This window comes from Pseudomonas sp. M20 (assembly GCF_045037865.1).
Lineage (GTDB): Bacteria > Pseudomonadota > Gammaproteobacteria > Pseudomonadales > Pseudomonadaceae > Aquipseudomonas.
In genome coordinates, this window is sequence record NZ_CP173611.1 from 5,951,803 (window position 1) to 5,977,878 (window position 26,076).

At 59.7% G+C, this 26,076-nt stretch carries 25 protein-coding genes; 12 read left to right on the top strand and 13 right to left on the bottom strand.

Features of this window, described 5'->3' with window-relative positions; genetic code table 11:
- The first annotated feature begins 59 nt into the window (after positions 1-59).
- The 3 genes from ACI514_RS26385 to ACI514_RS26395 all read left to right on the top strand — a co-directional run bounded on the left by ACI514_RS26385 (position 60) and on the right by ACI514_RS26395 (position 3,479).
- Complete coding sequence (locus ACI514_RS26385; protein WP_007920393.1) at positions 60-608, top strand: cupin domain-containing protein; 549 nt, start codon at positions 60-62, stop codon at positions 606-608.
- A 181-nt stretch (positions 609-789) separates the two neighbouring features.
- Positions 790-1,203, top strand: coding sequence for a cytochrome c5 family protein (locus ACI514_RS26390; protein ID WP_160060148.1), 414 nt, complete (start codon positions 790-792; stop codon positions 1,201-1,203).
- Positions 1,204-1,556: 353 nt separating this feature from the next.
- Positions 1,557-3,479: an acetyl-CoA hydrolase/transferase C-terminal domain-containing protein gene (locus tag ACI514_RS26395; RefSeq protein ID WP_405122663.1), complete on the top strand. Its 1,923-nt coding sequence runs from the start codon at positions 1,557-1,559 to the stop codon at positions 3,477-3,479.
- A gap of 129 nt (positions 3,480-3,608) precedes the next feature.
- On the opposite strand, the gene ACI514_RS26400 is transcribed toward ACI514_RS26395, so the two are convergent.
- On the bottom strand, positions 3,609-4,181 hold the full coding sequence (locus tag ACI514_RS26400; protein WP_034152041.1) for a xanthine phosphoribosyltransferase: 573 nt from the start codon (positions 4,179-4,181) through the stop codon (positions 3,609-3,611).
- Between the two features lie 59 nt (positions 4,182-4,240).
- On the bottom strand, positions 4,241-6,250 hold the full coding sequence (gene rep / locus ACI514_RS26405) for a DNA helicase Rep (protein WP_008086063.1): 2,010 nt from the start codon (positions 6,248-6,250) through the stop codon (positions 4,241-4,243).
- 262 nt (positions 6,251-6,512) lie between these two features.
- Between rep and ACI514_RS26410 the strand changes: the two genes are divergently transcribed.
- The gene (locus ACI514_RS26410) at positions 6,513-8,186 is read left to right on the top strand and encodes a bifunctional diguanylate cyclase/phosphodiesterase (RefSeq protein WP_160059905.1); all 1,674 of its coding nucleotides are present in this window, start codon (positions 6,513-6,515) and stop codon (positions 8,184-8,186) included.
- 107 nt (positions 8,187-8,293) lie between these two features.
- Here ACI514_RS26410 and ACI514_RS26415 read toward each other — a convergent pair whose 3' ends face one another.
- On the bottom strand, positions 8,294-9,691 hold the full coding sequence (locus ACI514_RS26415; protein ID WP_160059904.1) for a NorM family multidrug efflux MATE transporter: 1,398 nt from the start codon (positions 9,689-9,691) through the stop codon (positions 8,294-8,296).
- Between the two features lie 158 nt (positions 9,692-9,849).
- Here ACI514_RS26415 and ACI514_RS26420 point away from each other — a divergent pair, with 158 nt between their 5' ends.
- The 3 genes from ACI514_RS26420 to ACI514_RS26430 all read left to right on the top strand — a co-directional run bounded on the left by ACI514_RS26420 (position 9,850) and on the right by ACI514_RS26430 (position 14,365).
- Positions 9,850-10,770, top strand: a complete 921-nt coding sequence (locus ACI514_RS26420; protein ID WP_160059903.1) for a LysR substrate-binding domain-containing protein — start codon at positions 9,850-9,852, stop codon at positions 10,768-10,770.
- Positions 10,771-10,954: 184 nt separating this feature from the next.
- Entirely contained in the window at positions 10,955-12,931 is a 1,977-nt protein-coding gene (locus ACI514_RS26425) for a methyl-accepting chemotaxis protein (RefSeq protein WP_405122664.1), read from the top strand.
- 219 nt (positions 12,932-13,150) lie between these two features.
- The gene (locus tag ACI514_RS26430) at positions 13,151-14,365 is read left to right on the top strand and encodes an aldose 1-epimerase family protein (RefSeq protein ID WP_405122665.1); all 1,215 of its coding nucleotides are present in this window, start codon (positions 13,151-13,153) and stop codon (positions 14,363-14,365) included.
- Here the strand turns inward: ACI514_RS26430 and ACI514_RS26435 are convergent.
- Positions 14,362-15,855 carry a YifB family Mg chelatase-like AAA ATPase gene (locus ACI514_RS26435; protein WP_405122666.1) on the bottom strand — a complete coding sequence of 498 codons (1,494 nt, stop codon included), beginning with the start codon at positions 15,853-15,855 and terminating at the stop codon, positions 14,362-14,364. The two genes, ACI514_RS26430 and ACI514_RS26435, sit on opposite strands and share 4 nt — an antisense overlap.
- A gap of 147 nt (positions 15,856-16,002) precedes the next feature.
- Entirely contained in the window at positions 16,003-16,200 is a 198-nt protein-coding gene (locus ACI514_RS26440) for a hypothetical protein (protein ID WP_160059876.1), read from the bottom strand.
- A 204-nt stretch (positions 16,201-16,404) separates the two neighbouring features.
- On the opposite strand from ACI514_RS26440, the gene ACI514_RS26445 reads away from it, so the two are divergent.
- Positions 16,405-16,674 (top strand): HigA family addiction module antitoxin, encoded by a 270-nt coding sequence (locus ACI514_RS26445; RefSeq protein ID WP_160059875.1) that lies wholly within the window; start codon positions 16,405-16,407, stop codon positions 16,672-16,674.
- Here the strand turns inward: ACI514_RS26445 and ACI514_RS26450 are convergent.
- Both ACI514_RS26450 and ACI514_RS26455 read right to left on the bottom strand, forming a co-directional pair.
- The gene (locus ACI514_RS26450; RefSeq protein WP_160059874.1) at positions 16,669-17,196 is read right to left on the bottom strand and encodes a Bro-N domain-containing protein; all 528 of its coding nucleotides are present in this window, start codon (positions 17,194-17,196) and stop codon (positions 16,669-16,671) included. The genes ACI514_RS26445 and ACI514_RS26450 overlap by 6 nt on opposite strands.
- Before the next feature lie 359 nt (positions 17,197-17,555).
- Positions 17,556-17,816 (bottom strand): accessory factor UbiK family protein, encoded by a 261-nt coding sequence (locus ACI514_RS26455; protein ID WP_007920416.1) that lies wholly within the window; start codon positions 17,814-17,816, stop codon positions 17,556-17,558.
- A gap of 414 nt (positions 17,817-18,230) precedes the next feature.
- On the opposite strand from ACI514_RS26455, the gene glnK reads away from it, so the two are divergent.
- From glnK to sutA, 4 genes are all read left to right on the top strand, one after another.
- A complete protein-coding gene (gene glnK / locus ACI514_RS26460; protein WP_002555808.1) occupies positions 18,231-18,569 on the top strand; it encodes a P-II family nitrogen regulator in 339 nt (112 codons plus the stop codon).
- Positions 18,570-18,607: 38 nt separating this feature from the next.
- On the top strand, positions 18,608-19,945 hold the full coding sequence (locus tag ACI514_RS26465) for an ammonium transporter (RefSeq protein WP_034152035.1): 1,338 nt from the start codon (positions 18,608-18,610) through the stop codon (positions 19,943-19,945).
- Positions 19,946-20,160: 215 nt separating this feature from the next.
- On the top strand, positions 20,161-20,586 hold the full coding sequence (locus tag ACI514_RS26470) for a secondary thiamine-phosphate synthase enzyme YjbQ (protein ID WP_095049349.1): 426 nt from the start codon (positions 20,161-20,163) through the stop codon (positions 20,584-20,586).
- A gap of 102 nt (positions 20,587-20,688) precedes the next feature.
- Positions 20,689-21,015, top strand: coding sequence for a transcriptional regulator SutA (sutA, locus tag ACI514_RS26475; protein WP_007920420.1), 327 nt, complete (start codon positions 20,689-20,691; stop codon positions 21,013-21,015).
- Between the two features lie 192 nt (positions 21,016-21,207).
- Here sutA and ACI514_RS26480 read toward each other — a convergent pair whose 3' ends face one another.
- The 6 genes from ACI514_RS26480 to ACI514_RS26505 are packed head-to-tail and all read right to left on the bottom strand — an operon-like array spanning position 21,208 to position 25,817.
- The gene (locus ACI514_RS26480) at positions 21,208-21,915 is read right to left on the bottom strand and encodes an HAD family hydrolase (protein WP_405122667.1); all 708 of its coding nucleotides are present in this window, start codon (positions 21,913-21,915) and stop codon (positions 21,208-21,210) included.
- On the bottom strand, positions 21,912-22,811 hold the full coding sequence (gene xerC / locus ACI514_RS26485; protein WP_160059872.1) for a tyrosine recombinase XerC: 900 nt from the start codon (positions 22,809-22,811) through the stop codon (positions 21,912-21,914). The genes ACI514_RS26480 and xerC overlap by 4 nt, the downstream gene beginning before the upstream one ends.
- Before the next feature lie 2 nt (positions 22,812-22,813).
- Positions 22,814-23,539, bottom strand: a complete 726-nt coding sequence (locus ACI514_RS26490; RefSeq protein ID WP_008084574.1) for a DUF484 family protein — start codon at positions 23,537-23,539, stop codon at positions 22,814-22,816.
- 13 nt (positions 23,540-23,552) lie between these two features.
- Positions 23,553-24,383: a diaminopimelate epimerase gene (gene dapF / locus ACI514_RS26495; RefSeq protein WP_160059871.1), complete on the bottom strand. Its 831-nt coding sequence runs from the start codon at positions 24,381-24,383 to the stop codon at positions 23,553-23,555.
- 3 nt (positions 24,384-24,386) lie between these two features.
- Positions 24,387-25,634 (bottom strand): diaminopimelate decarboxylase, encoded by a 1,248-nt coding sequence (lysA, locus tag ACI514_RS26500; protein WP_064389521.1) that lies wholly within the window; start codon positions 25,632-25,634, stop codon positions 24,387-24,389.
- A 9-nt stretch (positions 25,635-25,643) separates the two neighbouring features.
- Positions 25,644-25,817, bottom strand: a complete 174-nt coding sequence (locus tag ACI514_RS26505) for a lipoprotein (protein ID WP_007911098.1) — start codon at positions 25,815-25,817, stop codon at positions 25,644-25,646.
- Between the last annotated feature and the right edge of the window lie 259 nt (positions 25,818-26,076).

Genomic DNA, 26,076 nt, shown 5'->3' on the forward strand with positions numbered 1-26,076 from the left:
ACTGAACGCTGTCGCCATGATAACGCTCAATATTCTTACAACATCAGGAGGCTCCCGCCTTGGACGTCGGTGAACGACTGCAATCGATCCGCAAGCTCAAAGGGCTTTCCCAGCGTGAACTCGCCAAACGCGCGGGCGTCACCAACAGCACCATTTCGATGATCGAAAAGAACAGCGTCAGCCCCTCGATCAGTTCGTTGAGAAAGGTACTGGGCGGGATTCCCATGTCCATGGTCGAGTTCTTTTCCGAAGAAATCCTGCAGGAAGTCCCGACCCAGATCGTCTACAAGGCCAACGAGCTGATCGACATTTCCGACGGTGCCGTGACCATGAAGCTGGTCGGCCGCGCACACCCCAGCCGCGCCATCGCCTTCCTCAATGAAATCTACCCGCCGGGCGCCGATACCGGCGAAGAAATGCTCACCCATGAAGGCGAGGAAACCGGGATTCTGGTGGAAGGTCGTCTGGAACTGGTGGTGGGCTTGGAAACTTTTATTCTCGAAGCCGGCGACAGCTACTACTTTGAAAGTACCAAGCCGCACCGTTTCCGTAATCCGTTCGACGCGCCTGCGCGACTAATCAGCGCAGCCACGCCGGCGAATTTTTAACAAAGAGGTGCCAAGCCATGATGGCAAAGGCACCCGGAGAGTTTTTCTACCGTGCGGTATAACCCCTTCGACTATGGGGTTGTTTCAGTGTGACGGGCTACCCGCTATACTTCCGCCCGCCTGCGAACCGTGGCCGCAGGCGTGAATAGCCACCATTGAGGGTGAACGCGTGAACCTAATTATGAAAATGCTGGCTGCACCAGCAACCGTACTGGCCCTCTGGGCTGTCAGCGCTCAAGCTGCGCCGAATGACGACATTGCCAAACGCCTCGAGCCAGTCGGCCAGGTGTGTGTTCAGGGGCAGGAATGCAAAGGGATGGAAGTGGCTGCGACTGCCGGCGGCGGTGATGCCAAGACTCCAGACTCAATCATTGCCAAACATTGCAACGCTTGCCATGGCTCCGGCCTGTTAGGCGCGCCGAAAATCGGTGACACCGCAGCCTGGAAAGAACGAGCCGATCACCAGGGCGGCCTCGACGGCATCCTGGCCAAGGCCATCACCGGCATCAATGCCATGCCGCCTAAAGGCACATGCGCCGATTGCTCCGACGCCGACCTGAAAGGCGCAATCGAGAAGATGTCCGGCCTGAAGTAAGGCGCACTTCTGACGAAAAAAACCGTCTTCGGACGGTTTTTTTGTGGGCGCGATTCAAGAACCCCTCACCCCAGCCCTCTCCCGGAGGGAGAGGGGGCAGACCGAGGTTCCGACATCGACCTGAAAGACCTTAGCGATTATGGATTCAACAAAGCTATTTCACGTCGGCGTACCTCCCCAATATCCCCCATTCAGTCCCCTCTCCCTCCGGGAGAGGGCTAGGGTGAGGGTGACGGTTTAAGGCCCTAAACGAATCTGGAAAAAACACTGATCCAATCTCCAAGCTGTTCATTGCAGCAAACTCAAGGCAAGCTCGGTCTACCCCTATTCACGGAACGGGCAGGAGGCTTCAGATGGTGCAGTTGTGTTCGATCGAACAGGCAGTGGACGACGTGCTGGCACGCATGCCGGCGCATATCCACATGGGCATGCCGCTGGGCCTGGGCAAGCCCAATCACTTCGTCAACGCGCTGTACCGGCGGATCAAAAGCCTGCCCGAGCGGCAACTGACGATCTACACCGCGCTGTGCCTCGGCCGGCCGAACCTGGGTGACGGTTTGCAGAAGCGCTTTATCGAACCCTTCGTCGAACGCGTCTTCGGTGACTACCCGGAATTCGATTTCCTCGCCGACCTGCACCGCGACAGCCTGCCCGCCAACATTCGCATCGAACAGTTCTTCATGCAGCCCGGCAGCCTGCTCAATAGCGCGCCGGCCCAGCAGGATTACGTCAGCAGCAACTACAGCCACGCCGCGCGCGACATCAACGCCGCCGGGCTGAATCTGGTGGCGCAATTGCTCGCCAGCAGCAGCGAACATCCGGATCGCCTGAGCCTGAGCTGCAACCCGGACATCACCCTCGACCTGTTGCCGATGATCGCCAAGCGTCGCGAGGCCGGGGAGACTATTTTGCTGGTCGGCCAGGTGCACACCGATCTGCCGTACATGCCCGGCGACGCCGAAGTCGATATCGACACCTTCGACCTGCTGATCGACGCGAAGGACAGCAGCACGCTATTTTCCACGCCAAACATGCCCGTCGGTTTTCAGGATCATTTCATTGGCTTGCACGCGAGTACGCTGGTGCGCGACGGCGGTACGTTGCAGATCGGCATCGGTTCGATGGGCGACGCGTTGACCGCCGCATTGCTGGCGCGTCAGGCGGATAACCCCGGTTATAAGGCGTTGCTCGACGACATCAACCTCAGCCAATGGGCGCAATTGATCAACCGCGAGGGCGGCACTGGGCCATTCGCCAAAGGCCTTTACGGCTGCAGCGAAATGTTCGTCAATGGCCTGCTGGTATTGGCGGACGCGGGAATTATTCGGCGCAAGGTCTACCCCGACGTGCAGACTCAGGAACAGGCCAACGCCGGCACCCTCGACGAGGCCGCGCAAACTGACGGCATCTCGGTGCACGGCGGTTTCTTCCTTGGCCCGCGCAGTTTTTACGAGCGCTTACGTGAGCTGCCACTGAGCAAACGCCTCGAATTCAACATGACCCGCATCAGCTACATCAACGAGCTCTACGGGCAGGAAGAACTCAAGCGTCTGCAGCGCCTCGACGCGCGATTCATCAACACCGTGTTCACCATGACCCTGCTTGGCGCTGGCGTGGCGGATCAACTGGAAGATGGCCGAGTACTCAGCGGTGTCGGCGGGCAGTACAACTTCGTCGCGCAGGGGCACGCGCTGCACGATGCGCGTTCGATTCTGATCCTGCGCAGCTGGCGTGAGTCCGGTGGCGACGTCAGCTCCAACATCGTTTGGGAATACGGCCATTGCACGATCCCACGGCACCTGCGCGACATCGTCGTCACAGAGTACGGCATCGCTGATTTGCGCGGTAAATCCGATGCGGTCGTCATTGAATCGCTGCTGAATATCAGCGATTCACGCTTCCAGCAGGGCCTGATCGAGCAAGCGCAAAAAGTCGGCAAGCTGCCAAAGGATTTCCGTCTCGATCCGCGCTTCACCGAGAACACGCCTCAGCGTTTGCAAGCCATCGCCGCACGCCATCCGAACCTGTTTCCCGAGTATCCGCTGGGCTGTGATTTCACCGCGATCGAACGGGATCTATTGCGTGCGCTGAATTGGCTGAAGAGCAAATTCAAACTCACCGAGATTCTGGAGCTGGGCAAGGCAGCTCTCGATGCGCCGGAGGCTTCGCTATACCCCGAGCACCTTGAGCGCATGCAACTTACAAACCCGGAAGGCCTGAAAGAAGACCTGTTCCAGCGCCTGCTCCTCACCGGCCTGAAAGCCACCGCGCAATAACTGCCTGACCCAAAACAACTGTAGGAGTGAGCCTGCTCGCGATGGCGGTGTATCAGTCAAACAAGATGTCGACTGACACTCCGCTATCGCGAGCAGGCTCACTCCTACAGGGGGGGCTGCGGTGTGGCTTTATTCGATGAAGGTGACCACGCCACCTGTCAGCGATTTCACGCGGGCCAGCGATTCAACGCGGTAGCCCTGCGAGTCCAGTTCGGCGCGGCCGCCCTGGAACGACTTCTCGATGACGATGCCCAGACCGGCAACGGTCGCGCCGGCCTGTTTGATGATCGAGATCAGCGCTTGCGAGGCCTTACCGTTGGCCAAAAAGTCGTCGATGATCAGCACGCGGTCGCTGCTGGTCAGGTGGCGCGGGGAGATGGCCACGGTGCTTTCGGTCTTTTTGGTGAACGAGTAAACGGTCGCCGACAGCAGGTTTTCCGTCAGGGTCAGGGACTGTTGCTTGCGGGCGAAGATCACCGGCACGCCGAGGTTCAGACCGGTCATGATCGCCGGGGCGATGCCCGAGGCTTCGATGGTGACGATCTTGGTGATGCCCGAATCCTTGAACAGCGAGGCGAATTCGTCGCCGATCAGCTTCATCAGGGCCGGGTCGATCTGGTGGTTCAGGAAGGCATCGACCTTCAGGACCTGGTCGGAAAGCACAATGCCTTGTTCGCGGATTTTCTGCTGCAATGCTTCCATGAAGCTGTCCTCTTTTGGCGCTTGGTGCGCCGAAGGTCTAGTAAAAAAAGTGGTCAATTCTAGCGCTTTAACATCGCGCGTATATCAGCCAATGCGCTGTTGCCGCGCACGACTTTGACTTCGGTGGGTGTGTCGTCGTTGCCTTCCCACGCGAGATCGTCCGGCGGCAGCTCATCGAGAAAGCGGCTGGGCGCGCAGTCGATGATCTCGCCGTACTGCTTGCGCTTGGCGGCGAAGGTGAAGGCCAGGGTCTGGCGCGCGCGGGTGATGCCCACGTAGGCCAGGCGGCGTTCTTCTTCGATGGTGTCGGCTTCGATGCTGGAGCGGTGCGGGAGGATTTCTTCTTCCATGCCCATGATGAACACGTAAGGGAATTCCAGACCCTTGGACGCATGCAGCGTCATCATTTGCACGCCTTCGGCGCCGTCTTCCTCTTCCTGCTGACGTTCGAGCATGTCGCGCAAGACCAGTTTGCCGATGGCGTCCTCGACGGTCATTTCGCCTTCTTCGTCCTTCTCGAGGGTGTTTTTCAACGCCTCGATCAGGAACCAGACGTTGCTCATACGGTAATCGGCAGCCTTGTCGCTGGAGCTGTTGGTGCGCAGCCAGTTCTCGTAGTCGATGTCCATGACCATGCTGCGCAGGGCGGAGATCGGGTCTTCGCCGGCGCACTGCTCGCGCACCTTGTCCATGAAACGCTTGAAGCGCGACAGGCGATCGGTGAAGCGGCTGTCCAGATGCTCGCCCAGACCGATTTCGTCGGTGGCGGCGTACATCGAGATCTTGCGTTCGGTGGCGTAGTTGCCGAGTTTTTCCAGCGTGGTCGAGCCGATTTCCCGGCGCGGCACGTTGATCACCCGCAGGAAGGCGTTGTCGTCATCCGGGTTGACGATCAGGCGGAAGTAGGCCATCAGGTCTTTCACTTCCTGACGGCCGAAGAAGCTGTTACCTCCGCTCAGGCGGTACGGCACCTGATGGTGCTGCAGCTTCAGTTCGATCAGCTTGGCCTGATAGTTACCGCGATAAAGGATGGCGAAATCGCTGTATGGACGGTCGGTGCGCAAGTGCAGGCTGAGGATTTCCATGGCCACGCGCTCGGCTTCGGCGTCCTCGTTGCGGCAGCGGATCACGCGGATCTCGTCGCCGTGGCCCATCTCGCTCCACAGCTGCTTTTCGAATTCGTGCGGGTTGTTCGAGATCAGCACGTTGGCGCAACGCAGGATGCGACTCGTCGAGCGGTAGTTCTGCTCGAGCATCACCACTTTCAAGGACGGATAGTCGTCCTTGAGCAACATCAGGTTTTCCGGGCGCGCGCCGCGCCAGGCGTAGATCGACTGGTCGTCGTCGCCTACCACAGTGAACTGGTTGCGCTTGCCGATGAGCATTTTCACTAGCAAATATTGGCTGGCGTTGGTGTCCTGATACTCGTCGACTAGCAGGTAGCGCACTTTGTTCTGCCACTTTTCGAGGATGTCGGCGTGTTCTTCGAAGAGTTTTACCGGCAGCAGGATCAAGTCGTCGAAGTCCACCGCGTTGAACGCTTTCAGCGTGCGCTGATAGTGGGTGTAGACGATGGCGGCAGTCTGCTCCTTGGGATTACGCGCGTTCTCCAGCGCCTGCGGCGGCAGGATCAGGTCGTTTTTCCAGGCGCCGATCATGTTCTTGATTTCGTCGACGCCGTCTTCGCCCGCGTATTCCTTCTGCATGATGTCGGTCATCAGGGACTTGACGTCGGTCTCGTCAAAGATCGAGAAACCGGGCTTGTAGCCCAGCCGCGCGTGTTCCTTGCGGATGATGTTCAGACCAAGGTTGTGGAACGTGCAGACCGTCAGGCCGCGACCTTCACCGGCGCGCAGCAGGGTGCCGACCCGCTCTTTCATCTCGCGCGCGGCCTTGTTGGTAAAGGTCATGGCGACGATGTACTGGGCGCGGATGCCGCAGTTCTGGATCAGGTGCGCGATTTTACGCGTGATCACGCTGGTCTTGCCGGAGCCAGCACCGGCGAGCACCAATAGAGGGCCGCCGACGTAGTTCACGGCTTCTTGCTGCCGGGGATTGAGTCGGGACATACGAAAATTCGGGAGTCGTTGACGAAATGGGCCGGCATTTTAACAGGCTCAGCGATTTGTGCTGCTCTCTCCGACTTGTGACGTACCACGCGATTCAAATTTGCCGGTTTTGTTACTTTCACGCAGGATGCGCGGTGATTTTGCGGCTAATGTTCTCATTCGTGACACAAAATAACGTTTTGATAACCGTTGTCATTTGGTCATTGAACATCGCAACGGCATAATGCCCCGCCCACATCATTGCAGAGTCTAGGGAGCTAGCTTGTCTACGCCTGTCGAACCCTTGCGTTTGCTGCTACTGGCCGAAGAGCCTGCGTGGACAGCGTTATTGCGCGAGTGTCTGGCTCCGATGGGGAGCGCGGCGGTGCTGATCAGCGCGCCGAGCTGGGAGTCGGTCAGCAGTTTGTTCGAAGACAACCGCAATGCGGTGTTGTTGACCCTTCCGGCATTGCAACCGGCACCCGGCCGTTGCAGCCTGCCGACGGTCTTGCTGCTGGAACATGAGCCGGACACCGCGCCGGTTGGCGTCAGTGACTGGCTGGTGTTCGACGCCCTCGACGCCGGCATGCTACGGCGTTGCCTGCGCCATGTACGCGAACGCGGCGTTCTCGAAACCACGCTGCAACGCCTGGCCGAACAGGATCCGCTGACCGGCATTGCCAACCGTCAGGGTTTTCAGACCTTGCTCGCCGCGCGCCTCGCGGAAAACGACGGTCGCGGCCTGGCCCTCGGGCATCTTGATCTCGACAACTTCCGCCACGCCAACGACGCGCTTGGCCATCAGGCCGGCGATCGCTTGATCCTGCAAGTCGTCGCGCGGCTGAAAAGTCAGCTCGAGGCGGGCGATCAACTGGCACGCCTCGGCAGCGATGAATTTGCTTTGCTGATCGACACCCGCCGCGCTCCGCAGCGCGCCGAGTGGATGGCCGAACGCATCACTGAAGCGCTCGCCGAACCTTACTGGGTTGATGGCGAGAGCCTGCTGATCGGCTCCAGCCTCGGCATCGCCCACGCCCGGGCGCAGGGCGGCGCCGACCCGCTGATGTGGCACGCGCACATCGCCATGCAGCAGGCAAAAAGTACCCAAGGCTGCACTTTTCATATTTTCAACGAACGCATCAACCGCAACGCGCGGAGCATGGCTGATCTGGAAAGCGAACTGCGCCGGGCCTTGCGCCGCGATGAGCTGGAGCTGCATTACCAGCCCCGTCTGAATATGCAGGATGGCCAGATTGTTGGCCTCGAAGCGTTGGTACGTTGGCGGCACAGCGAGCGCGGCCTGCTGCCGCCGAGTGAATTCGTGCCACTGGCCGAGCAGAGTGGTTTGATCGTGCCGTTGGGTTACTGGGTGATTTCCCGGGCCCTGCGTGACATGCAGGCGCTGCGCGAGCGCGGGTTGCCGGCGCTGCACATGGCGATCAACCTGTCGTTCCGCCAGTTCCAGGACAGTCAGTTATTGCCGACATTGAGCCGATTGATTGCAGAGCGTGGCGTCGAAGCGCAATGGCTGGAGTTTGAGCTGACCGAAACGGCCGTGATGCGCCGCAGCGATCTGGTCAAGCAGACCATGGATGCGCTTGGTCGCCTCGGCGTGCGCTTTTCTCTGGATGACTTCGGCACCGGGTTTTCCTCGTTCGTGCACCTCAACAGCCTGCCGATCACCTTGTTGAAGATCGACAAGAGCTTCGTTGGCGGCATGGAACAACGCGAAGAAAACCGCAAACTGGTGCATGCGATGATCAATCTCGCGCACAACCTGCATCTGGAAGTGGTCGCGGAAGGGGTGGAAACTCCTGAACAGCTAGAACTGCTGCGCGGGTTTGGTTGCGATCAGGTGCAGGGTTATCTGATCAGCCGGCCGTTGCCGTTGGCGGAACTGGTTGAGTATCTGACCTTCGGCTCAAGCCAGCAGTCAGCCCTCGAGATCGTGAGCTGAGCACATAACCAATGTAGGAGTGAGCCTGCTCGCGATAGCGGTGTGTCAGAAATGATGAGTTGTCTGACACACCGCTATCGCGAGCAGGCTCACTCCTACAAGGGATCTCAGTCGGTCTGCGGGACAGTGAACTGACTTGATGACGCAGGCTCCAGCCGAATCATCCGCTTCATCTTCCATTCAAACGCCAGCGTCAAACTCACCGCCGCACACGCCAACCCCAGCGCCAACCCCCACCAGACGCCCGTCGGCCCCCAATTGAGGTGGAACGCCATCCACCACGCGGCCGGTGCACCGATCAGCCAATAGCAGCCGAGACCGACCAGGAACGTGGTTTTCGCATCCTTGAGTCCGCGAATGCAGCCCATGGCAATCGTCTGCGTGCCGTCGAACAACTCAAACCACGCCGCCACCGCCAGCAGGCTCACCGCGAGGCGAATCACCTCGGCAAACGCCGGATCGTTGTGATCGAGAAACAACCCGACCAACTGGTTCGGCAGCAACCAGAACACCATGGCGAAACCCAGCATGACCACGGCACCGAAGACGATCCCGACCCGCCCGGACATTCGCGCATCGTTCAATTGCCCGGCACCGTAGTGCTGACCGACACGCATGGTGATCGCGTACGACATCCCCGCCGGCACCATGAATGCCACCGAAACAATCTGCAGGGCAATCTGGTGTGCGCCCAGTTGCGTGCTGCCCATGGTGCCCATGCACAGCGCCGCGAAGGCGAACAAACCGACTTCCACAGCGTAGGTCCCGCCAATCGGCAGACCGAGGCGCCACAGTTCTTTCAGGTACTGGCGATTCGGCCGTGACAGGCCCGCGCGCAGCGGATAAGCGTCATACGCCGGATGCCGACGGATGTGCCAGGCCAATGCCAACGCCATGCAGTTGGCAACGATTGCCGTGACCAGGCCGATGCCCATCAGGCCCATTTTCGGCAGGCCGAACATGCCAGTGATCAGCGCGTAATTGAGCAGGAAGTTGGCCACCGTACCGGCCAGGCTGATAACCATCACCGGCGTCGCCCGGCCAATCGCACTGGTGAAACCGCGCAAAGCCATGAAACTGAGGTAGCCGGGCAGGGCGAAGGGCAGGGCAATCAGAAATTGCCCGGCAGCGTTGACGTTGGTTTCAGTCTGGCCGAACAGCAGCAACACCGGTTTCAGGTTCCACAGCAGCAACCCGGCGCCCAGCGCCATCAGCCACGCCAGCCACAACCCGGCCTGGGTCAGGCGTGCCGCGCCAATGATGTCGCCGGCGCCCTTGCGAATCGCCACCAGCGTGCCGACCGCCGCAATCACGCCGATGCAGAAAATCGACACGAACGAATAAGTCGCCGCACCCAGTCCGCCGCCAGCCAACGCTTCCGGACTGAGGCGCGCCATCATTAAAGTGTCAGTCAGCACCATCAACATGTGCGCCAACTGTGAAGCGATCAACGGCCCTGCCAGCCGCAGGATGGCCCAGAGTTCGGTACGCACAGGATGCTGCATGGTCATCACCACTCGATTTCAGAGGGAACAGGAGACCGTCGATTCTCGGCGCTTGGCAGGCGTTGCACAAAGGGATAAAAAGGATGGATGGCATGAGTAAAACTCATCCTGAGCAGATTCTGTCAGTCCGGCTGCATCCCGCTATAGGAGCTTTCTGTATGTCCCGTCGTCTTCCTCCCTTGTATGCCCTGCGCGCATTTGAAGCGGCGGCGCGACATAGCTCGTTCACCCGTGCGGCTGAAGAGTTGTCGATAACCCAGAGTGCGGTGAGCCGGCATATTCGAACCCTCGAAGATCACTTCGCCTGTCGGCTGTTTCATCGCAGCGGGCGCAATCTGCAACTGACCGAAGCGGCGCGTCTGCTATTGCCGGGAATCCGCGAAGGCTTCGGTGCTCTGGAGCGGGCCTGCAATACCTTGCGCGCCGAAGACGACATTCTGCGCATGAAGGCGCCGTCGACCCTCACCATGCGCTGGCTGCTCGCGCGACTCAGTCGCTTCCGCCACTTGCAGCCGGGCAACGAAGTGCAACTGACCAGCGCCTGGATGGATGTGGATTCGGTGGACTTCAACGATGAGCCTTTCGACTGTGCTGTGTTGTTGAGTGACGGGCATTTTCCGCCGGACTGGGAGGCCAGCCTGCTGTTTCCTGAAGAGCTGATTCCGGTGGGTGCGCCAAACCTGCTGAATGATCAGCCATGGGATCTGGCTCGACTGGCCTGCACCGAATTGCTCCACCCGACGCCCGACCGTCGCGATTGGCGCAGTTGGCTGGAGCACATGGGGCTGTCCGATCAGGTGTCGCTCAAGGGCGGACAGGTGTTCGATACCCTCGAGTTAGGGATGATCGCAGCGGCGCGCGGTTACGGTGTATCGATGGGTGATCTGTTGATGGTCGCCGAGGACGTCGCGCAAGGACGCCTGAGTCTGCCGTGGCCGACGGCCGTCGCCAGCGGACTGAATTATTATCTGGTGTGGCCAAAGACCCGTCCCGGAGGTGAACGTTTGCGCCGCCTCAGCGACTTTCTGCAAGGCGAAGTCCGCGCCATGGAGCTGCCGGCGGTTGAGCGCTTGAGCTGAAACGTTCGAGCCGCCACAATAGCGGCCTTGCGCCATACCCACGTTGCGCGCTCAAGTATTCGGTTTTCCCGCCGACTATGAGCAAGTGGAACCGTCGTGCCGGTATCCACGATTCGCCCCCACTATTAGAAAATTATCCGAGTCGAGATCAAGGAGGATCCCGTGGCTCGGCCAGGAGCTGTCCATGTCTCAACCTCGCGCTCGGATCGCCTCGCAGCTGGGCCTCGCGCTCGCTGTAATACTGGCGATAGTTATCAGTGGCAGTACGGTGTTCGCCTTGCGTTCGCTGGATTCCGCCAACCTCGCCACCCGTGAAGAGCATCTGGCCAGTGAGGCGCGGCTGCTGGCCGACCAACTGAGTACCTTTCACGGCACGCTGCGTGAAAGCACCCAGCGCCTGAGCGGACTGTTCGAGAAGCGCTTCAGCGCGGGTCTGAGCATTCACCCGAGTGAACCGGTGACGGTGGCCGGCACCCAGACCCCGGGTCTGCACCTGGGCAGCGAAGTCTTGAACAACAACTTCAAGGAGGTCGACGAGTTCAAACAGATGACCGCTGGCGTCGCCACCCTGTTCGTACGCAGCGGCGAAGACTTCGTGCGGGTCAGCACCTCGCTGACCAAGCAGGACGGCACGCGCGCCATCGGCACCTTGCTCGACCACGCGCACCCGGCCTACGCGAAGCTGATTGCAGGACAAAGCTACGTCGGTCGTGCCTTGTTGTTCGAGCGCTCCTACATGACCCAATACACCCCGGTGCGCGATGGCAGCGGCAAGGTGATTGCGGTACTGTTCGTCGGTTTCGACTACACCGACGCGCAGAACGCCCAGTTCGACAACCTCAAGCGTTTCCGTATCGGTCAGACCGGCTCGCTGGCGCTGCTCGACGAGCAGAACAAATGGCTGGTCGCGCCAGCCGGTGTGCAAGCGCTGGATCAGTCGATTCCAGTGATCACTGGTCTGGCCAAGACGCCGGGCAAAGGTCAGTTCTGGGCTGACAAATCCGAGGATTTCTACAGCGTTGCCGTACCGTTCGACGGCGGGCCGTGGTCGGTGGTGGCGAGCATGCCGAAAGCCGAAATCCGTGCAGTGACCTGGAGCGTCGGTACGCAACTGGCGATCGGCAGTCTGTTGGCGATGCTGTTGGCGGTCGGTTCTGTGGTCTGGCTGCTGCGCAGCAAACTGGCGCCACTGAGTGACCTGGTGCGTCAGGCCGAAGCTTTGGGTGCTGGCGATCTGAGCGTGCGTCTGAACGTATCGAGCAACGATGAAATCGGTCAGTTGTCCCGCGCTTTCAACCAGATGAGCCAGGCGCTGTCGACGATGGTCGAGCACATCCGTCGCTCCTCGGAAGAGGTCAACAGCCGTGCCCAGGCCCTGTCCGGTTTGTCCGGCGGTGCCTATGAAGGCATGGAGCAACAATCTGGCGAAATCACCAGCATGGCCGGCGCGGTGGAAGAGTTCAGCGCAACGTCGCTGAACATTGCCGACAACATGGGCGCGACCCAGCGTCTGGCGCAGGAAAACGCCCAGCAAACGCAGATTGGCCGCAGCTCGATGGAAGAAGCGTCGTCCTCGCTGGAGCAAATCGCTGGCGCCCTGAACAGCACCGCCACCGTGATCAACACCCTCGGTCAGCGTTCGCAGGAAATTGGCGGCATCGTTGGCGTGATTACTTCGATTGCCGAACAGACCAACCTGTTGGCACTTAACGCTGCGATCGAAGCAGCACGTGCCGGTGAGCAAGGTCGCGGCTTCGCCGTGGTGGCCGATGAAGTGCGCAGCCTGGCTTCGCGTACTCGTCAGGCCACCGATGAAATTTCCAGCATGATTCACAGCATCCAGCAGGAAACCGGTAACGCGATCAGCACCATGGAGCAGGGCAATGTGCTGATGCAGGAAGGTTTGTCGCGCAACGCCAACGTCGCGTCGGCGCTGGCGCGAATCGATGAACAGAGCCGTTCGGCGGGGCAGCAGTTTGCCGCGATTACCACGGCCACTCAGGAGCAGAGCAGCACCGCGACTCTGTTGAGCAGCAATTTGCAGAGCATCGCACTGGCCAACAGTGAGCAGCGTGAGGTTGTGTCGAACCTGGCTGTTACGGCTAAAGAGCTGGAGAAGCTGGCGGCGGATCTGCGTTCCGAGGTTGATCGCTTTCGTTGATGCGCCTTTGAAATAGCTTTCGCGAGCAGGCTCGCTCCCACAGTGTTCGGTGTGATTCACAGTTTTTGTGAAGACCCGGATCCCCTGTGGGAGCGAGCCTGCTCGCGATTGCATCACTGAGGATCTTCGGCAGAACATGCGATCTGTCGATCTAATACACTTGCTGAAACGTTTCCGCAGCGCTATAAAAATGGCACAACTCCAATAAAGGCTGCTGCCATGACCCCGCTCAAACTCGCCGTCGCCCTCGGCGCTTTCACTGCTGCATCCCACGCCGTGGCCTGGGATTACGTCCTTCTCGATACCAACAAGCCCGCGCAAAACTGGACCATCACCAGTGAACAGCTCGGTGTGAAAACCGACCAACCCTTCTCCGTAAGCCTGCGTACCTTGCACGGAGGGCGGCAGGAAGGTGTCAGCATCGTTGATATCGATAACGGCACGATGAAACTCTCGGTGGTACCAACCCGAGGCATGAATGTCTTGCAAGCCTCTGTCGGCAACGTGCGCATGGGTTGGGATTCGCCGGTCAAGGACGTGGTCAACCCGGCCTTCATCGAGCTCAACGGACGCGGTGGGCTGGGTTGGCTGGAAGGCTTCAATGAGCTGGTCGCCCGCTGCGGTTACGAATGGGTCGGCCATCCCGGCATCGATAATGGTGAGCTGCTGACCTTGCACGGACGCGCCGCCAACATTCCGGCGAGTACGGTCACGCTGCACATCGACGAAAAGCCGCCCTACGCCATCAGCCTGCGCGGCGAGCTGAAAGAGCAAGCGTTCAAGAAAGTCGACTTCTCGGTCGTCACTGAGCTGGTCACCGAGCCCGGCAGCGTGCGCTTCGCCCTCAACGATACGCTGACCAACAACGGCGATTACCCGAAGGAATACCAGGCGCTGTATCACAGCAACTTCAGTACGCCGTTCCTCGAGCAAGGCGCACGATTTGCCGCTCCGGTGAAACAGGTGTCGCCGTTCAACGACAAGGCCAAGGGTGATTTGCCAGACTGGCAGACCTACCGCGCACCGACCAAGGACTACGACGAAACCGTCTACAACGTCGTGCCCTATGCCGACGCCAAAGGCGAAACCCTGACCGTTTTGCATAACAAGACGGGCAGCCTCGGTGTTTCTGTTGGCTTCAATACCCAGCAGTTGCCGGTGTTCTCCCTGTGGAAAAATACCGATACCCAAGGCCAGGGCTATGTCACGGGGCTGGAGCCGGGCACCAGTTTTTCTTACAACCGCCGCTATCAGCGTCCGCTGAATCTGGTGCCGACCATTGCACCGAAAGAACACAAACAGTTCCAGATCAGCTACAGCCTGCTCGCGGACAAAGGTGCTGTGGATAAGGCCTTGAAGCGTGTGACCGAAATTCAGGCGGGGCGCGAGACCGAAGTGCGGCAGACGCCGCTGGTTGATCTGACCGAGCATTAAGGCGTCGCCGGCCGGTATTGCAGTGCCTCGGCCAAGTGTTCGCGTTTGATTGCATCGACTTGCTCGAGGTCTGCCAGAGTGCGGGCGACCTTGAGAAGCCGGTGCGCGGAACGCAGCGATAGCGTTAAACGCTCACAGGCCGACTCCAGCCAGGCTTCGTCGACTGTGGATAACTTGCAGTGCCGCTTCAATCCCGGCAGATCGAGAAACGCATTGGCGCAGCCTTGACGCTTTTGCTGCCGTTCTCGCGCCTCGGCTACCAACGCTGCGGCGCTGGCGCTGTCTTCTCCCGGCTTTACCTGCGGGTTCAACGCCGTCGCTTCCCGCGCCACCGTCAGGTGCAGATCAATCCGATCCAACAACGGCCCCGAAAGCTTGTTGCGATAGCGCTGGACCATGTCCGGTGTACACGAGCACTTGCCGCTCGGCTCGCCAAGATATCCACAGGGGCAGGGATTCATCGCTGCGACCAACTGGAAGCGTGCCGGAAAACGTACGCGATCCTTGGCTCGGGAAATCACGATATGACCCGACTCCAAAGGCTCGCGTAAAACCTCCAATACCTTGCGATCAAATTCTGGCAACTCATCGAGAAACAGCACGCCATGGTGGGCGAGGGTAATCTCACCGGGTTGCGGTTTTGAACTGCCACCGACCAGTGCCGGCCCGGATGCGGAGTGGTGCGGTTGACGGAATGGGCGCTGCGGCCAATGGGTCAGCGGTGCGCCACTGGCGACTGACTGGATCGCCGCCACCTCCAGTGCTTCACTCTCGGCCAGCGGCGGCAACAGCCCCGGCAGGCGACTCGCCAACAATGTCTTACCCGTCCCAGGCGGCCCGCTGAACAGCAAGTTATGGGCGCCCGCAGCAGCAATCAGCAACGCCCGTTTCGCCGCCACTTGCCCCTGCACTTCATTCAAGTCGGGATAAGGCTTGCTGGCATGCATCAGCCCGTCGGAGACATAAGGTTCAACCGGCGTATGCCCATTGAAATGCGCCACCGCCTCCAGCAAATGATCCACCGCAAACACCTTCAACCCCGAGGCCAGACACGCCTCCTCGGCATTCGCCCGCGGCACCACCAACGCACGACCCGCCTTGCGCGCCGCCAACGCTGCCGGCAACACGCCACGCACCGCTCGTACTGCGCCGGACAACGCCAACTCACCCAGACATTCCACATCATCCAGCGTCAGACACGGCACCTGCACACTCGCCGACAGAATCCCCAGGGCAATCGCCAGATCAAACCGCCCGCCATCCTTGGGCAAATCTGCCGGCGCCAGATTCAAGGTGATCCGCCGCGCCGGAAACTGCAGCCCGGAGTTGATGATCGCACTGCGCACCCGATCCTTGCTCTCCTTCACCGCCGCCTCGGGCAGGCCGACCATGGTCAGCGACGGCAGACCGTTGGCCAGATGGACTTCGACGGTGACAGCGGGGGCTTCCACGCCTATCTGGGCGCGACTGTGGACGATGGAGAGGGACATGGTCGTTCCTTGAGCTGAATCGGGGAGCCGCTTCCTGCGGGTTTTTGAAGGGTAGTTGGGAGAGCGAATCCAGGCGACACGGATGCGAGGGCAAACCTTCACTGGATGTTGCCAAGGTGCCCTTCCACGTTCAGTAGAGGCGCCACATTAGTTTTCTTCTTCGAGATTTCTTACTTGGCTTCCTCCCCCGGCCAGCCAACCATTCGGTTCGAGTTCTTTACCGTACTTGGCCGCTACCTCAATAAAATGACGCTGATTGGCTGAAATACCTCCGGCTAACCGAAGTGCTTCAGCGTGATATCCAACAATCTCTTCTAGCTTTGCCCTTCTCTTTTTGTCTTTCATTGAGGCCTCGTTTTTTGGGTGACAGATGCTTTGTTGGCCACCGTAGTACAAGGAGGAAAAGTCGCGTAATCAGGCGCAGACGCTGATGTTTGTAGGGCCATGCCCTAATAGGTGTAGGACGCCGGCGAAAGGGGTATGAAGGTCTTGTATCCAGGAGTCGGATGTTCCAGTTTGGCCACTCAATGCAGCCTCTGGAGGCGAAAAATGCACCGCAATGGTATGCGCCCGATTCATCCGGGCGAGGTTCTGAATAAGGAATTCATGGAGCCGTTGGGCATGACTGTCATGGAGCTGGCCATGCCCACGAAATGGCGCGAGAGTGAGTTCGAAAAGCTTGTGAATTGCCAGCTCAGGATCTGCGCCGATCTGGCAATCAGCCTTGCCACTCATCTCGACACTACGCCTGAGTTCTGGATGAATCTCCAATCGACTTACGATTTGCGCAGGGCCCAGCTCCGGCATGCGGGTTTATAGCGATTGCAGCATCCGCGAAGCTCTTTTCCACCATGGCCCCGTCATTGGGCGTTTGGTCTGTTCCCGTTCCACCACCATCAACGGCACATCCTGCAGCCGTATCCACGGCTGATTATTCCAGTGCAACAAACTCAACGTCATGTCCGGCCAACTGAGCAGGCTCAGGTGTGGGCGTTCGCTTGTGCTGGGATGTTGGGCGTCGCGCAGGGTAGGGATGACCTGGTGGGTGATCCATTCGCGTAGCGCTCGGTATTCGGGGCAGTAGTGGTAGACGAGGAGGGCGTAGATGCCGGATTCGCTGATCAGCAGGGTGTTTTCGATCTGGTTGTGGATCAGGGTTTTGCGGGTTTGGTATTGGTCGGGGTCGAGTTTTCGCAGCATGCGTTCGTTGAGGTAGATGTGCAGCAGGCGGCTCAGGTCTCGGGCGCAGAACCAGGGTTGGTTCTGGATGAGAAGGGCGTGGAGGGGGAGTTTGTGGCGGGTGAAGATGTGCGGGCTTAGATAAGTCTCTTCTTGATTCATGGAGCAGTTCCTCTTGCTTAAGGGGCTGCCCTCAATCGTCGCCAAACGATTGGGTGGCAGTTGTACGCGGGTTGGCGAACCGGAGCAAAAGGAACCCGGCAGACCCGAAGGTCTCCCACGCACAACCGCCATGAAACGATGTGGCGGTAAATGTAGCCGCCATCATGGTTGTCGTGCGCCTTAAGCTGTTCGGGTCGCCAAACCCGGTGCTGAACATTCAGCATCGGGTGAGCTTAGAAACCTGGGCTTTTCGGCGCAATCGGACGGCGGTGGTGCAGGTTGTAGGACGTTGCCGGGATGGTTGAAGGGCTGGAGATCAAAAGATCGCAGCCTTCGGCAGCTCCTACAGGGGGCGCGGATTATTCAGCGGGCGGCGTCAGCTTCGCTTCCATCTCGGCGACTTTGGCTTCGAGGCTTTCAAGTCGAGCGCGAGTACGCGCCAACACAACCATCTGGCTATCAAACTCTTCACGGCTGACCAGGTCGAGTTTGCTGAACGCACTCTGCAGCAGCATCTTGAACTGGCTTTCGATTTCGGCTTTCGGCAGCGGGGTGTCGCCGCTGAAGAGGCGGGAGGCGGTGCCGCTCAGGGCGTCGAGGAAGTCTTTGGGCGCGAGCATGGTGGATGTCCTGGAAACAATGGCCGGCAGTGTATCACGCAGTGTCTATAGTCAATCTCGTGGTCAGGGATGCACGCTTTTCGCGCAGGCGGACGGATGGCGACGCACCGTTGTTGTGCGTATCCGGATGGGGTTTTGCACGGGATGGCGTGCGACAGAGGCCAAGGGATTGAAATCAGAGGTTTTTGGCGAGATGGCAAGGTTTCTGCTTAGTCACCTTCGACCCATGCACTGATGCAGTCGCTGTGACGAATGCAGTGCGGCAGACGGAGCGGGGAGTTTCGTCGGCAGCGGTTAGCTGGCGTCAGTCGGGCAGGTACGGCCGACGATGCGTTACAAAGCCAGGCACTGCGCTTAGACTTGAGTCGGGTTTGTTTTCCTGGGGCAAGTCCACCAATTCGGGAGAGAGTTTTCATGAAGCTAGTCACTGCCATCATCAAGCCGTTCAAGTTGGACGACGTGCGCGAGTCGCTGTCCGAAATCGGCGTGCAGGGCATTACCGTTACTGAAGTCAAAGGCTTCGGCCGGCAGAAGGGTCACACCGAGCTGTATCGCGGCGCGGAATATGTGGTCGATTTTCTGCCCAAGGTGAAAATCGACGTGGCCATCGACGACAAGGATCTGGATCGGGTTATCGAAGCGATAACCAAAGCGGCCAACACCGGCAAGATCGGTGACGGCAAGATCTTCGTGGTCAATCTGGAACAGGCGATTCGCATCCGTACCGGCGAAACCGATACCGACGCGATCTAAGCGCCGCCACAAACCCCAACGCCCCAGGAGAAAACAATATGACTCTGCGTAAATTCGCAGGGCTAGGAGCCCTGTTGTCTATCGTAATGCCCGGCCTTGCTATGGCGGCAGACGAAGTGGCGGCCCCGGTCCTCAATTCCGGCGATACCGCCTGGATGCTCACCTCAACAGCCCTCGTGCTGTTCATGACCATCCCCGGCCTGGCGCTGTTTTACGGCGGCATGGTTCGCTCGAAAAACATTCTTTCCGTGATGATGCAGTGCTTCGCCATTACCGGTCTGATCAGCATCCTGTGGGTCATTTATGGCTACAGCATTGCGTTCGACACCACCGGTATGGAGCAGGGCGTCGTCAATTTCAACTCGTTCTTCGGCGGCATGGGCAAGGCGTTCCTCGCCGGTGTCACGCCTTCGAGCCTGACCGGCCCTGCGGCGCTGTTCCCTGAGGCGGTGTTCATCACCTTTCAGATGACCTTCGCGATCATCACCCCGGCGCTGATCGTCGGTGCGTTCGCCGAGCGGATGAAGTTCTCCGCGATGCTGATCTTCATGGGCATCTGGTTCACCCTGGTTTATGCACCGATCGCGCACATGGTCTGGTCCGGCAACGGCGGCCTGATGTGGGACTGGGGCGTACTCGACTTCGCCGGCGGCACCGTGGTGCACATCAACGCCGGTGTGGCCGGTCTGATTGCCTGCCTGGTATTGGGCAAGCGCAAAGGCTTCCCGACCACCCCGATGGCTCCGCACAATCTGGGTTACACCCTGATGGGCGCGGCGATGCTGTGGGTCGGCTGGTTCGGCTTCAACGCCGGTTCCGCTGCGGCGGCCAACGGCACCGCCGGCATGGCGATGCTGGTCACTCAGATCGCTACCGCTGCCGCCGCACTGGGCTGGATGTTTGCCGAGTGGGTCACCCACGGCAAGCCAAGTGCACTGGGTATCGCATCGGGTGTAGTTGCCGGTCTGGTAGCGATCACTCCAGCAGCTGGCACCGTGGGCCCGATGGGCGCACTGGTCATCGGTCTGGCCGCAGGTGTGGTGTGCTTCTTCTGCGCCACCACCCTGAAACGCAAGCTCGGTTATGACGACTCCCTGGACGCCTTCGGCGTACACGGTATCGGCGGTATTCTCGGCGCGATCCTCACCGGTGTATTCGCAGCTCCTGCTCTGGGTGGCTTCGGCACCGTCACCGACATCGGTGCGCAAGTGTGGATTCAGGTCAAAGGCGTGGGCTTCACGGTGATCTACACCGCGATCGTCACCTTCATCATCCTCAAGGTCCTCGACGCCGTCATGGGTCTGCGTGTGACCGAGGAAGAAGAGTCGGTTGGCCTCGATCTGGCACAACACAACGAACGCGGCTACAACCTGTAAGTACGCGCACTGAAAAAATTGCCCGGTTCGCCGGGCATTTTTTTGTCCGGGATTTGTCATTAAGCGACAGGCTGAAAGGATTTTTCGTACGCCTTTAGTCGTGTTTACGACGGCGGTTTTTCACCGGCCAATGGCTTACATCATTGAGCGAATATTAGGGCCTTTGTTTTTTCCCAGAGCGCGCTAGAATGCGCCCCGAACGTGCGGAGAACTGTATGTGGCAACAGACTCTGATAACCCTGCGGGCACGGCCCCGGGGCTTTCATCTGGTAACGGACGAGTTACTCGCTGGCCTGCCTGAACTCAGGCAGTGCCGGGTCGGTCTGTTGCATTTGTGGCTGCAGCATACCTCGGCGTCGTTGACCATCAACGAGAACGCCGATCCGGCGGTACGTCGCGACTTCGAACGATTTTTCAATCGTCTGATCCCACAAGGAACAGACGGCTATGAGCATAACGACGAAGGCCTGGACGACCTCCCGGCGCACTTCAAGGCCAGCGTGCTTGGCTGCCAGATCAGTCTGCCGGTTTCGGCAGGTCGTCTGGCACTGGGAACCTGGCAAGGCGTTTATCTGGGCGAGCACCGTGATCATGGCGGTGCCCGAAAAGTCCTCGCCACCTTGCACGGTGAAGGGGCATAAACCGTTGGTCACCAATGGTTACTGATTTTTTAACGGCGACTTTCGACAGTTGCCAAAGCTGGTCTATAACTAATCTGCTTTTCGCAAGTCATGAGGTAGAACATGAGCGACGATGATCTGGAAAACGACGACCTCGAAGTAGGCGACGAAGACGAGGCCGAGGAAGGTCTGGAAGCAGCAGCGGAAGACGTTGCTGACGACGATGGTGGCGACGATACGCCGGCCCCGGCTGCCAAAGGCAAAGCCAAGGCTGCGGTGTCGGTAGACGAGTTGCCGAGCATTGAAGCCAAGAACAAGGAACGCGACGCCCTGGCCAAGGCCATGGAAGAGTTCCTGTCGCGTGGCGGCAAGGTTCAGGAAGTGGAGGCCAACGTGGTCGCCGATCCGCCGAAGAAGCCAGACAACAAGTACGGCAGCCGCCCTATCTGAGGCGTGCCGCTTGCTTGCTGAAAGAGCCCGCCGTCGCTGCGGGCTTTTTCATGCCTGGAATTCCGCAATTGAAGTGAACGCAATTCCCTTGTGGGAGCGAGCCTGCTCGCGAAAGCGGCGGGTCAGTCAACATCAATATTGGATGACAGATTGCCTTCGCGAGCAGGCTCGCTCCCACAGGGGGGTGGTAGATCAGTTCGAGGAGGCATTCCAGCGCGCGAGTACGGCTGGCAAATCGCTCAGGCTGCGAATCTCGGCATCCGGCAGGCGATCCGCTTCCCAGACCTTACCCGCCGGGTTAAACCAGATCGCCCGCAACCCCGCCTGCTGCGCGCCGGCAATGTCATCGCCCGGATGATCGCCGATATGTACGGCGGTTTCGGCCGTGGCGCCACCGCGCTGCAAGGCTTCGTGGAACAACCGGGCATCCGGTTTGGCGATGCCGATATCTTCCGCACACAACGCAAACTTGAAGTAGTCCGCCAGCCCCAACCGGCGCACATCGGCATTGCCATTGGTGACTACGCCAAGCGCGTAGTGATTGGCGAGGATCTCCAGCACCGGCTCGACTTCAGGGAACACTTCGATCTGATGCCGCGCATGCAGAAATACTTCAAAACCCTTGTCCGCCAGGTCGGTAGCTTGGCCATGGGCATATCCAGCGTCTTCCATCGCATGAAACAACACCCGCCGACGTAGCGCGCTGATCCGATGCTTGAGCCCCGGTTCGTTAGCCAATACACGCTCGCGAATCGCCCACAAATCTTCGACCGGCACCGCGCCCAGGTTCGGCGCATGTTCGCTCAGCCATTCGCGCAATACCGCTTCGGCGCTGACGATCACTGGCGCGGTGTCCCACAGGGTGTCGTCGAGGTCGAAGGTGATCAACTGGATGCTCATGAATCATCGCCTTTCATGCGTTTGGCCCGTGGGTGGGCACTGTCGTAGACCGTTGCAAGGTGCTGGAAGTCCAAGTGGGTGTAGATCTGGGTGGTCGTGATATTCGAATGGCCTAGCAGTTCCTGCACCCCTCGCAGATCTTGGGAAGACTCCAGCAAATGGCTTGCGAAGGAGTGTCGCAACATGTGCGGGTGTAGGTTTTGTCCCAGTTCCCGCGCTCCTGCCGCTTTGACTCTTAGCTGGATCGAACGAGGACCTAGGCGCCGACCTTGCTGGCTGATAAATACCGCATCGTCTACCGGGTTGGCCATGGCGCGGAAGGGCAGCCATAGCTCTAGGGCTTCACGCGCCTTTCTCCCCACTGGAAGCAGGCGAGTCTTGCTGCCTTTGCCGAGCACCTGAACCATCCCATCGGCGAGGTCGAGTTGTTCAAGGTTAAGCCCTGTCAGCTCTGATAAGCGCAAACCCGAGGAGTAGAAAAGCTCAAGAATCGCCTGATCCCGTCGGGCTAGGAAATCGTCCTCCACTGCACCTTCAAACAATTGCAGGGCGCGGTCAGTGTCGATGACTTTCGGCAACCGACGTTTGTCCTTGGGTGTCGACAAGCCGTTCGCAGGATCGTGTTCGCACAAACCTTCGCGGTTCAGGTACCGATAGAGCCCACGCACCGCCGACAATAGCCGGGCCAGGCTGCTGGAGGATTGGCCTTTGCCATGCAGTTGAATGATCAAGCCCCGCATCCGCTGTGTGTCCAGCGCGGCCCAACTACCAATGTTCTGTTTGACGCACCAGCCCAACACTTTGTCGAGGTCGCGTCGGTAATGGTAGATCGTGTGCGGCGACACCTGCCGCTCACTGCGCAGGTGTTCGCAGTAAGCGTCCAGTTGTCGTTCCATGTTCAGCGTACCGAGCGCAGGGAGCTGTTGACCCGTGGCAGCACGCGGCCCATGACTTCGGCGATGTAGCTCAAGAACAGCGTGCCGACCGAACTCTTGTAGTGCTGCGGATCACGGCTGGCGATCGCGAGAATGCCGTGGATGCCTTGATGACTGACCGCGACCACGGCGGTGGAGCCGATCTGCTTGCGCTGTTCTTCGCCGAAGAGGAAGTCCAGTTCATGCTCACGCAGGCTGCCGCTGACGCTTTTGCCTTCGGTAAGCAAGCCGCCGATGGCGACTTGGGCGTCAGCGTGAGTGACCCAGCGACCGACCGGTGCCGGGTTGTCACCGAGCAGGATCAGGCTGACAAAAGGCACCTGGAAATCCTGGCGCAGACTGTCTTCGACGCTGATCACCACGTCTTCCAGGCTGGCGGCGTCCATTAGAGAAAGAATCAGGCGGCGGGTCTTGTCGAACAGGCGATCGTTGTCGCGGGCGACGTCCATCAAATGCGAGAGGCGGTGACGCATCTCGATGTTGCGGTCGCGCAGAATGGTCATCTGCCGCTCGACCAGCGAAACGGTATCACCGCGCTGGTGAGGAATGCGCAGGGCGGGCAGCAGTTCTTCGTGCTCGACGAAGAAGTCCGGATGCGCCTCAAGGTACGCAGCAACCGCTGCCGCCTCCAGGCTTTCGGACGCTGATTCGTCGGACTGTCGGGCGGGTACCTGAGGCTTATCGGTCATGGTTTCTGCTCACTCAAAGACGTACTTGTCCTTCGTATACACGCACTGCCGGACCGGTCATCAGCACCGGTTGGCCAGGGCCCGCCCATTCAATGGACAGACGCCCGCCGGGCAGGTCGATCAATAGCGGCGAATCCATCCACCCCTGGCTGATCGCAGCGACAGCCGCTGCACACGCGCCGGTACCGCAGGCTTGGGTTTCCCCGGCGCCGCGTTCCCACACGCGCAACTGCGCACGGTTACGGTCGATGACTTGGAGGAAACCGACATTCACTCGCGCCGGGAAGCGCGGATGGTGTTCGATTTTTGCCCCCAGTTCATGCACCGGTGCGCTGTTGATGTCCTGCACGCGCAATACCGCATGCGGGTTGCCCATCGACACGGCAGCCAGTTCGACCGTGGTGCCGTCGACTTCCAGCTGATAGCTGATGGCCTGCGCCGGCGCTTCGAACGGAATGTCCGCCGGCACCAGACGCGGGGCGCCCATGTTCACACCGATCTGGCCGTCGTTACGCACGTCCAGTTCGATGATGCCGCCCTTGGTCTCGACGCGAATCTGTCGTTTCGCGGTCAGACGCTTGTCGAGCACGAAGCGCGCAAAGCAGCGCGCACCGTTGCCGCACTGCTCGACTTCCGAGCCATCGGAATTGAAGATCCGGTAACGGAAATCCACGTCCGGGTTGCTCGGTGCCTCGACGATCAGCAGCTGGTCGAAACCGATGCCGGTATGGCGGTCGCCCCATTGCTTGGCGTGCTTCGGCTGAATATGCGCGTGCTGGCTGACCAGGTCGAGAACCATGAAGTCATTGCCCAAGCCGTGCATTTTAGTAAAACGCAGCAGCATGGCTTACTCCGGCAGCAGGCTTTCGCCGGCAAACAGCTCGGCCACGGTCTCGCGGCGACGCACTTCAAAAACCTGATCACCGTCTACCAACACTTCAGCGGCACGGCCACGGGTGTTGTAGTTGGAGCTCATCACAAAACCGTAGGCGCCGGCCGAATGCACGGCCAGCAGATCGCCTTCGGCCAGGGCCAATTCGCGATCCTTGGCGAGGAAGTCACCGGTTTCGCAGATCGGGCCGACGATGTCGTATTTGCGCGCAGCGGTGTCACGCGGTTTGACCGCCGTGACGTCCATCCACGCCTGATACAGCGCCGGGCGAATCAGGTCGTTCATCGCCGCGTCGACGATGGCGAAATCCTTGTGTTCGGTGTGCTTGAGGTACTCGACCTGAGTCAGCAGCACGCCGGCGTTGGCAACGATGAAACGGCCCGGCTCGAACACCAGCGCCAGATCACGACCGTTCAGACGCTCGCGTACGGCTTTGATGTAGTCGGCAGCCAATGGCGGCTCTTCATCGCGATAACGCACGCCCAAACCACCACCGAGATCGATGTGGCGCAGGTGAATGCCGCAATCGCCGAGACGATCGACCAGATCCAGAAGGCGGTCGAGGGCATCAAGGAACGGTGGCAGCGTGGTCAGTTGCGAACCGATGTGGCAGTCGACGCCAACCACTTCCAGGTTCGGCAGATGCGCGGCGCGTACGTACACGTCTTCGGCGTCGGCAATGGCGATACCGAACTTGTTCTCTTTGAGACCGGTGGAAATGTACGGGTGGGTGCCGGCATCGACGTCCGGGTTCACCCGCAGCGATACCGGGGCGCGAACGCCCAGCTCGGCGGCGACCACTTGCAGGCGTTCCAACTCGTCGGTGGATTCGACGTTGAAGCAGTGCACGCCGACTTCCAGTGCGCGACGCATGTCGTCACGGGTCTTGCCGACACCGGAGAAGACGATCTTGTCAGCACTGCCGCCAGCGGCGAGTACACGCTCCAGTTCACCACGGGAAACGATGTCGAAACCGGCACCGAGACGGGCCAGGACATTCAGTACGCCGAGGTTGGAGTTGGCCTTGACCGCAAAGCAGACGAGGTGCGGCATGCCGGCCAAGGCATCGGCGTAAGCCAGATACTGAGCTTCGATATGCGCGCGCGAGTACACATAAGTAGGCGTACCGAAACGATCGGCGATGGCGGACAGCGCCACACCTTCCGCGAACAGTTCCCCGCCACGGTAGTTAAAAGCGTCCATGGCGATCCCTTATTGGTAAACGTCGTGCTTGTGTGCTTTGGACGGTTGCTTCTGCGAAGACTGGGCTTGCTCGGCCGGGTCCTGATCGTCATCCGGCAGGTACAGCGGGCCTTTTTGACCACAGGCCGAAACGAGGCAGGCAACCGCGACGAGCGCAGCAAGGGAAGAGATCAGGCGCTTCATGGCGAAATCCTTGAAAATGCGTTAATTGCGCCGGAGTATACCGGCCACCCGGCAGCTTGCCTATGCGAGGGGGTTCCCGTCCGGCGGGGCTCGCCCAAAGCTGCCCGAACCGCCGCAATCTCCTGTAGGAGTGAGCCTGCTCGCGATAGCGGTGTGTCAGCTAGCGATAATGTTGGATGTGCCGGCCATTCGCGAGCAGGCTCGCTCCCACAGGGTTCGGTGTTACTGGGCCGGCAGGTGCTTGGTCGTTAATCTTTGC

Excerpts from the sequence above, each read along its gene's own strand:
- xerC (WP_160059872.1), bottom strand. The coding sequence starts at position 22,811 with ATGGAACGACAACTGGACGCTTACTGCGAACACCTGCGCAGTGAGCGG.
- ACI514_RS26430 (WP_405122665.1), top strand. The coding sequence starts at position 13,151 with ATGACCCCGCTCAAACTCGCCGTCGCCCTCGGCGCTTTCACTGCTGCA.
- ACI514_RS26395 (WP_405122663.1), top strand. The coding sequence starts at position 1,557 with ATGGTGCAGTTGTGTTCGATCGAACAGGCAGTGGACGACGTGCTGGCA.
- ACI514_RS26455 (WP_007920416.1), bottom strand. The coding sequence starts at position 17,816 with ATGCTCGCGCCCAAAGACTTCCTCGACGCCCTGAGCGGCACCGCCTCC.
- ACI514_RS26480 (WP_405122667.1), bottom strand. The coding sequence starts at position 21,915 with ATGAGCATCCAGTTGATCACCTTCGACCTCGACGACACCCTGTGGGAC.
- glnK (WP_002555808.1), top strand. The coding sequence starts at position 18,231 with ATGAAGCTAGTCACTGCCATCATCAAGCCGTTCAAGTTGGACGACGTG.
- ACI514_RS26390 (WP_160060148.1), top strand. The coding sequence starts at position 790 with ATGAAAATGCTGGCTGCACCAGCAACCGTACTGGCCCTCTGGGCTGTC.
- ACI514_RS26445 (WP_160059875.1), top strand. The coding sequence starts at position 16,405 with ATGCACCGCAATGGTATGCGCCCGATTCATCCGGGCGAGGTTCTGAAT.
- ACI514_RS26505 (WP_007911098.1), bottom strand. The coding sequence starts at position 25,817 with ATGAAGCGCCTGATCTCTTCCCTTGCTGCGCTCGTCGCGGTTGCCTGC.
- lysA (WP_064389521.1), bottom strand. The coding sequence starts at position 25,634 with ATGGACGCTTTTAACTACCGTGGCGGGGAACTGTTCGCGGAAGGTGTG.
- ACI514_RS26440 (WP_160059876.1), bottom strand. The coding sequence starts at position 16,200 with ATGAAAGACAAAAAGAGAAGGGCAAAGCTAGAAGAGATTGTTGGATAT.
- dapF (WP_160059871.1), bottom strand. The coding sequence starts at position 24,383 with ATGCTGCTGCGTTTTACTAAAATGCACGGCTTGGGCAATGACTTCATG.
- ACI514_RS26465 (WP_034152035.1), top strand. The coding sequence starts at position 18,608 with ATGACTCTGCGTAAATTCGCAGGGCTAGGAGCCCTGTTGTCTATCGTA.
- ACI514_RS26450 (WP_160059874.1), bottom strand. The coding sequence starts at position 17,196 with ATGAATCAAGAAGAGACTTATCTAAGCCCGCACATCTTCACCCGCCAC.
- rep (WP_008086063.1), bottom strand. The coding sequence starts at position 6,250 with ATGTCCCGACTCAATCCCCGGCAGCAAGAAGCCGTGAACTACGTCGGC.
- ACI514_RS26490 (WP_008084574.1), bottom strand. The coding sequence starts at position 23,539 with ATGACCGATAAGCCTCAGGTACCCGCCCGACAGTCCGACGAATCAGCG.
- sutA (WP_007920420.1), top strand. The coding sequence starts at position 20,689 with ATGAGCGACGATGATCTGGAAAACGACGACCTCGAAGTAGGCGACGAA.
- ACI514_RS26425 (WP_405122664.1), top strand. The coding sequence starts at position 10,955 with ATGTCTCAACCTCGCGCTCGGATCGCCTCGCAGCTGGGCCTCGCGCTC.
- ACI514_RS26470 (WP_095049349.1), top strand. The coding sequence starts at position 20,161 with ATGTGGCAACAGACTCTGATAACCCTGCGGGCACGGCCCCGGGGCTTT.
- ACI514_RS26420 (WP_160059903.1), top strand. The coding sequence starts at position 9,850 with ATGTCCCGTCGTCTTCCTCCCTTGTATGCCCTGCGCGCATTTGAAGCG.
- ACI514_RS26435 (WP_405122666.1), bottom strand. The coding sequence starts at position 15,855 with ATGTCCCTCTCCATCGTCCACAGTCGCGCCCAGATAGGCGTGGAAGCC.
- ACI514_RS26400 (WP_034152041.1), bottom strand. The coding sequence starts at position 4,181 with ATGGAAGCATTGCAGCAGAAAATCCGCGAACAAGGCATTGTGCTTTCC.
- ACI514_RS26415 (WP_160059904.1), bottom strand. The coding sequence starts at position 9,691 with ATGCAGCATCCTGTGCGTACCGAACTCTGGGCCATCCTGCGGCTGGCA.